General features: G+C 67.7%; 7 protein-coding genes. All 7 read left to right on the plus strand.

From position 1 onward, the window contains the following. The coding region (locus EB084_14765; protein ID NDD29520.1) for a 4-hydroxy-tetrahydrodipicolinate synthase at nucleotides 1–284 on the plus strand (284 nt) is incomplete at its 5' end. A 101-nt stretch (nucleotides 285–385) separates the two neighbouring features. Continuing rightward, nucleotides 386–1,684: a 3-phosphoshikimate 1-carboxyvinyltransferase gene (aroA, locus tag EB084_14770; GenBank protein NDD29521.1), complete on the plus strand. Its 1,299-nt coding sequence runs from the start codon at nucleotides 386–388 to the stop codon at nucleotides 1,682–1,684. Between the two features lie 4 nt (nucleotides 1,685–1,688). Then, nucleotides 1,689–2,255, plus strand: coding sequence for a shikimate kinase (locus EB084_14775; GenBank protein NDD29522.1), 567 nt, complete (start codon nucleotides 1,689–1,691; stop codon nucleotides 2,253–2,255). 28 nt (nucleotides 2,256–2,283) lie between these two features. Continuing rightward, nucleotides 2,284–4,329, plus strand: coding sequence for a hypothetical protein (locus EB084_14780; protein NDD29523.1), 2,046 nt, complete (start codon nucleotides 2,284–2,286; stop codon nucleotides 4,327–4,329). A 1-nt stretch (nucleotide 4,330) separates the two neighbouring features. Continuing rightward, entirely contained in the window at nucleotides 4,331–6,214 is a 1,884-nt protein-coding gene (locus EB084_14785) for a hypothetical protein (GenBank protein ID NDD29524.1), read from the plus strand. Nucleotides 6,215–6,390: 176 nt separating this feature from the next. Further along, nucleotides 6,391–6,912: an Hsp20/alpha crystallin family protein gene (locus EB084_14790; protein NDD29525.1), complete on the plus strand. Its 522-nt coding sequence runs from the start codon at nucleotides 6,391–6,393 to the stop codon at nucleotides 6,910–6,912. A 1-nt stretch (nucleotide 6,913) separates the two neighbouring features. Then, nucleotides 6,914–7,858, plus strand: a complete 945-nt coding sequence (locus EB084_14795) for an NAD-dependent epimerase/dehydratase family protein (protein ID NDD29526.1) — start codon at nucleotides 6,914–6,916, stop codon at nucleotides 7,856–7,858. Nucleotides 7,859–8,190 lie beyond the last annotated feature (332 nt).

Genomic DNA, 8,190 nt, shown 5'->3' on the forward strand with positions numbered 1-8,190 from the left:
CCGTGGGCGTGGTGAGCGTGGTGTCGCACGTCGCGGGACGCGAGATCGCCGACATGATCGCCGCCTGGCACCGCGGCGACACACGACGCGCGGCAGCGCTGCACGCGCGCCTCCTCCCTGTTTTCAAAGGGCTCTTCATGACGACCAATCCCATTCCCGTCAAAGCCGCGCTGAAGCTGAAGGGCTTCGACGCGGGGGGCTTGCGCCTGCCCCTGGTGGAGGCGTCACAGACCCAGATCGATGCCATCCGGTCCCTGCTCGAAGAGGCCGGGCTTCTCTCTTGACCCAGCACCCCCATCATCCGACCGCGGCCCTGCATCAGCAGGCCGAGGCAAGCCCACGGCCCGAGACTCCCGAGTTCTCGCTCAGAAATGGAGACGCTTGAATGGAGATCACCATCACTCCCCGCAAGAAGCGCTGGACAGGGCGAATCGCCGTACCTGGCGACAAGTCCATCTCGCATCGGGCGGTCATCCTCGCAAGCCTCGCAGAAGGCGACAGCCTGATCGAGAACCTGCTCGAGAGCGCTGACACCCACGCCACCATAAGCTGCCTGCAGAAGCTCGGCATCGAGATCCGTCGCACGCTCGACGGCACCGTGGTGGTGGTCGGCCGCGGCCTCGACGGCTGGCGCGAGCCAGAAGAGGTTCTCGACTGCGCAAACTCGGGCACCACCATGCGCCTGATGAGCGGGCTCCTGTCGAGCTTCCCCTTCTTCTCGGTGCTCACGGGCGATGCCAGCCTCAGAAGTCGCCCCATGGGTCGCATCAGCGAGCCGCTCAAGAAGATGGGCGCAAAGATACTGGGGCGCAACGACGGCGAGAACGCGCCGCTGGCCATCGCCGGCGGCAAGCTGAAGGCCATCAAGTTCAAGCCGAAGGTGGCCAGCGCCCAGGTGAAGTCAGCCGTTCTCCTGGCCGGTCTGCGCGCCGGCGGAACCACCGAGGTGACCGAGCCGTTGCGCAGCCGGGACCACACCGAGCGCATGCTGACCTCGATGGGCGTGAAGCTCGTCGTGGAAGACGAGCGCATCAGCCTGCCTGGTGGGGGCAAGCTCGACGCCATCCGGGGCCGCGTTCCGGGCGACATCTCATCGGCCGCATATCTTCTGGCCGCGGCGGCCATCGTGCCTGGGAGCAAGCTCGAGATCCCTTCGGTGGGGGTCAACCCCACGCGCATCGGCTTCTGCAATCTGCTCAAGCGCATGGGCGCCAACCTCAAGATCGAGAACAAGCGCAACGACGACCTCAACGAAGACGTGGGCGACATCGTCTGCGAGACCGAGGGGCTCACGGGCATCAGCGTGGGCGCCGACGACGTGCCGGCCGCCATCGATGAGCTTCCCCTCCTGGCCGTCGTGGCCACGCAGGCCTACGGCTGGACGCGTCTTCTTGGCGCCGAAGAGCTGCGGGTCAAGGAGTCTGATCGCATCAGCGGCATCGTGGAAGGGCTCCGCAAGATGGGTGCCCGCATCGAAGAGCGACCGGGCGGCTTTGCGGTCGAGGGCCCGACCCCGCTGGTGGGAACGCGGGTCGACTGCCGCGGTGATCACCGGCTGGCCATGGCGCTGGCGGTGGCAGCGCAGGTGGCACGCGGCGATACCGTGCTCGAGGGTGCCGAGTCGGTGGAGATCTCGTACCCCAACTTCTGGTCGATCTTCGCCCCCGCCTCGACCCTCGTCTAGCGGAATGGCGGCAGTCTCGCGGCGCAACGTCTATCTTGCGGGCATGATGGGCACGGGCAAGAGCACCGTTGGCCGTGAGCTGGCTCGTCTCATGGGCCGCAAGTTCGTCGACACCGACGCCGCTCTCGAGCGCCGTCTGGGCATGCCCGTGAGCGAGTGCTTCGTGCGCGAGGGCGAGGCCTGGTTCCGCGCTCAGGAGAAGGCGCTGTCGCTCGAGCTGGCCGCGCTGAGCAACCGTGTCGTGGCGACGGGGGGCGGAACCCTGCTCGATCCGGAGGTGCGCGCGCTCTTCACCTCGACCGGCGTTGTCATCTGCCTGTTCACCCAGAAAGAGGAGCTCGTCACGCGCCTGGAGCGCACCGACAAGCGCCCGTTGCTCAAGGACCAGCCGATCGACCAGAAGGTCGAGGAGCTCCTTCGCCAGCGCAAGGAGGTCTACGACACCATCCCCATTCGCATCGACACCACGCACCTGACACCGCAGGAGGCGGCACACAAGATCCACGACCTGCTCAAGCTGCGCCAGAAGATCCTCGCACAGCTCCAGAGCCAGTACATCGTCATCACATGAGGAGCGCTCCAGGGTGAGGTCTGGCGATGTGGTCGGCGGTCGCTACCGCCTGGGTCCGGTCGTGGGAAAAGGCGGCATGGGTGTGGTCTACGCGGCCGACGATCTCGAAACCCCGGGTCTGCGCGTCGCGGTCAAGCGCATGCAGGTCGACGCCGAGAGCGAGAAGGAGCGGGAGGACGCCGTCCGCCTCTTCCTCCATGAGGCCCGCGTGCTGCGCACGCTGCGCCACGAGAGCATTCCCCGCGTTCATGCGTGCTTCGATGAGGGCAAGCAGTACTTCCTGGTGATGGACCTCGTCGAAGGGTGCACGCTCAGCGAGCTCGCAGATCTCTCCGGTCAGCGCCCCCCCGCCTTTCTGCCGCCCGTGGAGCAGGTGCTCGACTGGGGGGTGCAGATCGCCCGCGTGCTGTCCTACCTCCACGCACAGCAGCCCAGCCCGGTCGTGTACAAGGACCTCAAGCCAGACAACCTCATGCTCACCCGGGACGGCCGCGTCATGCTGCTCGACTTCGGCATCGCGAAAACCCTGAATCCCCAGGGGAAGTTCTCTACCATCCTGAAGGGCGTCGGCAGCCCGGGGTTTGCCGCGCCAGAGCAGTACGCCCGCCAGCAGAGCGACCCTCGCGCCGATCTGTACGCCCTGGGTGCGACGCTCTACGCGCTGCTCACGGGACAGGTTCCCATCGAATCAGTGGATCGCCAGCAGGCCCTGGTCGAAGGTCGAAGCGACCCCCTCGAGCCCCTCTCATCGCTCGCTCCGAAGACGCCACGTGCCCTCGAGGTCGCCATCCGGCGGCTCATGGCGGTGCGCAAGACCGAGCGCACCCCCTCCGCAGATGAGGCCTTGAAGGCGCTCGAGGCCATCCGCGACGGCAAGGACGAGCGTGGTCTGCCCAAGGTGGTCAGCCGAATGCTCTCGAATCTCTGGAAGCCAGGGCGTTCGACCCCATCTCCCCCCCCTCGCGGCCCCGTGGAGGCAGCCGAGCCTCAGATCCCGGTGCGCAGCCTGGAGTGGATTGTGGGACAGGGGGGCCTGTCGTCGATCCACGACGCCATGCTCCAAGCCTCCCCCGGCGACGTGATACGGGTTCGCCCGGGCCGCTATGTCGAGAGCCTCGTCATCGATCGCCCAATCACCCTCATCGGCGACGGGCGCCCTGATGACATCGTGATCGCGGGGAGACGAGGAGGCGCGCTCGTGGTGAATGGCGGGGCGGTGTCGGTGCGCGGCCTGACCCTGCTCACCGAACCGTCAGACGCCGCCGCGGCCGTCGAGGTCATCTACGGCTCCCTGTCGCTCGACACGTGCCGCATCGCGTCATCCGGCCAGGTCGGCGTGCACGTGCGCGGAGCCGCCTCCAACGCCTCGCTTCGAGACTGCGAGATCACCGACACGGCCGAGGCGGCTCTGCTCGTCGACGACAGCGCCGTCGCCACAGCCGAGCGATGCGAGATGCACCACACCCACATCGGCATCGAGGCGGCCAACAAGGCCGAGATCACGGCGCGGCAGTGCACCGTGCGCAGCGCACGGGGCGCAGGGCTCTACGTCCACGATGAGGGTCGCGGCACCTTCGACGACTGCGAGATCCGTGGCTGCGGACAGGCGGGCGTGACGGTGACCGCCGGCGCCGATCCCCTGGTTCGGGGCTGCCAGGTTCGCGACGGGAAGGGGCGCGGGCTCGTCATCGGTGAGCAGAGCCTCGGCGTGTTCGAGGACTGCACCGTTGCCGGCAACCGCGAAGAAGGGGTCTTCATCTACGACGGCGCCAACCCCGAGCTTCGGCGGACCCGGGTGCTCGACAGCGGTCGTTGCGGGGTGGTCTCCCGCGGACGCAGCTACGGCCTCTTCGAGGACTGCGAGATCGCGGGCAGCTTCGAGGCAGGAGTGGTCATCGCGGAGGGCGCCGACCCCATCCTGCGGCGCTGCCGCATCACGCGAAACTTCGTGGCGGTGCAGGCCCTTCCAAGAGCCAAGGGAACCGTCGAACAGTGCGATCTGCGTGGAAACACCCGCAGCGTCTTCGACCTCGCTCCCCGAAGCCAGGTCCGCCAGCAAGACAACCAGGAGTAGCATGAACCCTCGTCGCACGCCCGCCGTCGGACGGCCCCCCTCCCGACGCCTCCTCCGTCTCATCGCGCACCTCGTTGCCCTCAGCATCACCTTCGTGGGGGCGCTGGCCTGCGGCGCCCGCGGCGTGGACCCGCAGCGCTCCCCTGCTCGGGTGACCTCGCTCTCAGCGTCCTTTCCCGCCCAGCGGGTGCATCTCGAGGTGGGCCTCGAAGCCCCGGAAGCCGCACTCTGGCAGGTGTGGTACGCCGCAGACGAAGGCGCGGTGGTCATCGACCTGAGAAACGTCGATCTCGCGGGGGCACGCGTGCCGTCTCTCGGGCCGGACACCCTCGTTCGCGGCTTCGAGCTGCGCACCCCGAACTTCACCAGCGCCCAGTGGGTGATCAAGCTCGCCTACGCGGTTCCCACATCGAAGATCCATGCGGCGCTCAACGGCGCCGCGCTCACCGTCGACATCGACCGCGCCTACGTCGAGGAGCAGGCGCTGCAGGTGACGCGCAACGCCACCTGGCGACGCCACGAGATACGCACGCGCGATGACTACAGCCTCATCAACGAGGTGGAGGTGACCCTGACCGATGGAGTTGCCCTGCGCATCGCAAACGCGAAGGAGTCGCTCACGACGGTGGAAGACCCCACTGAGATGGCCCGGCGCAAAGGCGCGCTCGTGCTCATCAACGGGGGCTTCTTCCGCTATGGCGGAGGCCCGCTGGGCCTGATCATCGATGAAGGGCGGGTGCTCGTGCCCCACGTGGCGCGACGTCCACCGCGTACCGCCATCGGCCTGACACCGAGTGGTGAGGTACTGATGAACCGAGTCGAGGTGAAGGATGGACACCCCATCGCCATCGATGGCACAGCCGACTGGAGCCGGGTCCGCATCGGCCTGGGAGGAGGGCCACGTCTCGTGCGCGATGGCAGGGTGGCCTTGACCATCGACGAAGAGGCGCTGGGAAGGTCCGGCAACGACATCACACGCAAAGCCGGACGAACCGCCCTGGCGCGGCTGCGCAACGGTCACCTGCTGCTCGTGACCATCTCGGGGTACCGCGACAACCACGCCCAGGGGTGGCAGCTTCCGCAACTGGCGGCCTGGCTGGTGGAACGTGGCGCCGTGGACGCCATGGGGCTCGATGGCGGGGGCTCGGTGGCCATGGTGGTCGACGGTGCTCTGGTGAGCCGGCCACCCGCGCGAGACGGATCGCAGCGCAAGGTCGCCAACGGCCTCATGCTGACCGACACGTCTCCTCCCCTCCTGCCTGCCGCGGTGCAGGTGACGGCGGCGCTCCATCGCCTCAAGGCCGACCCGAGCGCATCGACAAAGGTAGTCGCGATGGTCACCACCGCGGGCGGCAAGCCCGCGGCCGACGGAACCCCCGTGTACTTCTCCTCGAGCAGCGGTGTCATCACCCCGGTGGCGCACACGACAAAAGGGCGCGCCATTGCGATGTTCACCCCTGCTCGGGCCATCGGTCCAGCTCGGGTCATCGCCTATGCCGGGCTCGTGTACGGGCAGGATGAGATCGCGGTGGAAGGCGGCCCGCCGCGACGACTCGCCGCGCGCGCCCTCGAAGTTCCCGCTTCCCGGCCCATCGACGTGGCAGGCCTCTCCCCCGCGACGCCGGCGCCCGACCGCCCGGGTCCCCAACCCACCACGATTGCGCCGGCTTCCCGGGCGTTCAAGATCGAGGCCCTGGTCGTCGACGCCTTCGGAAACGCGCTTCCCGACCAGGAGGTGGAGGTGAGAAGTTCGGGATCTCCACCCTCTCGCGCGCGCACGGGCAGCGATGGGATCGCACGCCTGACCGTCACGCCTCCTTCCGACACAAAGGTGATCGAGCTGGTCTCCGCCCCCCTGCCCGCGATGCAGATCACCCTTCCTTGAAGCGGTTGGCCGCCCCGAAGCCCGCCTCAGGCGCCGTCCCGTGCCAGACGTTGCGACGCGAAGGAATCTGGGCATCGTCACGATAACGATGTATCGCGGACAGACCCGCTGCACGGTGCATCGACACCAACACGGCGCCCGTGCGCAATGATCACGCCGTCGAAGGGAGGGGTGAGATGGCCCGACGAGACAAGACCACCGATGACAGCGCCGAACCCGCTCCGAGACCGACCCGGCGAAGAAAGCGCGACCTCCCCGTCGATCGCAAGGCCTGGGGATTCGATCCCCATCTCGGCCTCGAGAGCATCAAGATGACCATGGCGAGCCTTCTGAGCGACCTCTTCTCACGTCGCGGAAGCGCTGAGCACCCCCTCGAACCCCCGGTCGACCTCTTCGAGGAAGACGGCGCACTGGTGGTCTTGATGAACCTTCCCGGCACGCGCAGGGAAGACGTGCGCTTGCACGCCTACGAGAGCCTGCTCATCATCCGGGGCCAGACGGGCGCGCCCGACCTCACCGAGAAGCGCGCCTGGCATCTGCGCGAGCGCGCGGTCGGTCCCTTCCACCGCGCTATACCGCTGCCGTACCCCATCCAGGCCGAAGGCATAAGGGCCTCTCTGAGAGATGGACTCCTGCGCGTCGTCCTCCCGCTCGAGGGAAAGCAAGCCGTGCGCTCGGTGGAGATCGAGATCGACTGACATGCGCGTTCTCATCGCGGGAGGAGCCGGCTTCCTGGGGTCGCATCTGTGCGATCGCTTCATCGCAGAGGGCCACGCGGTGGTCTGCCTCGATTCGCTCATCACGGGGCGAGCGGCGAACGTCGCGCACCTCGAGGAGCGGGGATCCTTTCAGATCGTGCGCGGGAGTGTGTGCGACGCCGCGCTCCTCGCAAGCCTGGGCCGGTTCGAAGCCATCCTGCACTTCGCATCGCCGGCAAGTCCCATTGACTACGTGAAGATGCCCTTTGACACTGTGCAGGCGGGTTCGACAGGGACCTGGGCCTTGCTCGACCTCGCCCGCGCCCACGGCGCGCGCTTCATGCTCGCGTCGACCTCCGAGATCTACGGCGAGCCGCTCGAGCATCCCCAGACCGAGCGCTACTGGGGGAACGTGAACCCCATCGGGGTTCGCTCGGTGTACGACGAGTCGAAGCGATTCTCCGAGATGCTCACGGCGCTCTACCATCGCGAGCACGGCCTCGACACCATCATCATTCGCATCTTCAACACCTATGGCCCCCGCATGCGCGTCGATGACGGTCGCGTCGTCACCACATTCATAAGCCAGGCGCTGCGCGGCGAACCGCTCACGGTCAACGGCGATGGCACCCAGACGCGCAGCATGTGCTTCCACACCGATCTGGTCGACGGCATACACCGGGCCCTGGCCTCGGGGGAGCATGCCCCCATCAACCTGGGGAACCCAGAGGAGACCACCATGCGGGCCCTGGCCGACACCGTCATCGCCTTGACCCGCAGCACGTCACGCATCACCCGGCGCGACATGCCGCCAGACGATCCCTCTCGTCGCTGCCCGGACATCTCGCGGGCGCGCGCCGTTCTTGGCTGGGAACCCCAGGTGCGCCTGGCGGATGGCCTTGCGGCGACTATCTCCTGGGTGGAGAGCGAGATTGGCGGCGCGTGATCGCTGCGCCCTCACCGCGCAACCCGGAGGCCGTTGCCGGTGTCACACCTACCGAAGCTGAGGAGACATGACATGAGCCAGACCCCTTCTTCTCCATTTGACGGCCTTCGCGCCCTGCATCGGGCGCTTGCCCTCATCATCGCGGTCGGTGCCGGCATCGGCGGTGCACTGACCATCGTGCCGCCGCCGCCTCCGGCACTCGCGGCGCCTGCCCCTTCCCCATCGCCGAGCCCCTCCGCCACACCGAGCGCACGCCCTTCCGCAGGGCCTTCGGCCCTCCCCTCCTCAGCCTCTCCGTCACCGGCACCGTCGAAGGCGCCGATCACCGAGCC

The organism is Pseudomonadota bacterium (genome assembly GCA_010028905.1).
Classification (GTDB): Bacteria; Vulcanimicrobiota; Xenobia; order RGZZ01; family RGZZ01; genus RGZZ01.

Coding starts and splice junctions, on each gene's coding strand:
- aroA (NDD29521.1), top strand. CDS start 386: ATGGAGATCACCATCACTCCCCGCAAGAAGCGCTGGACAGGGCGAATC.
- EB084_14790 (NDD29525.1), top strand. CDS start 6,391: ATGGCCCGACGAGACAAGACCACCGATGACAGCGCCGAACCCGCTCCG.
- EB084_14775 (NDD29522.1), top strand. CDS start 1,689: ATGGCGGCAGTCTCGCGGCGCAACGTCTATCTTGCGGGCATGATGGGC.
- EB084_14795 (NDD29526.1), top strand. CDS start 6,914: ATGCGCGTTCTCATCGCGGGAGGAGCCGGCTTCCTGGGGTCGCATCTG.
- EB084_14785 (NDD29524.1), top strand. CDS start 4,331: ATGAACCCTCGTCGCACGCCCGCCGTCGGACGGCCCCCCTCCCGACGC.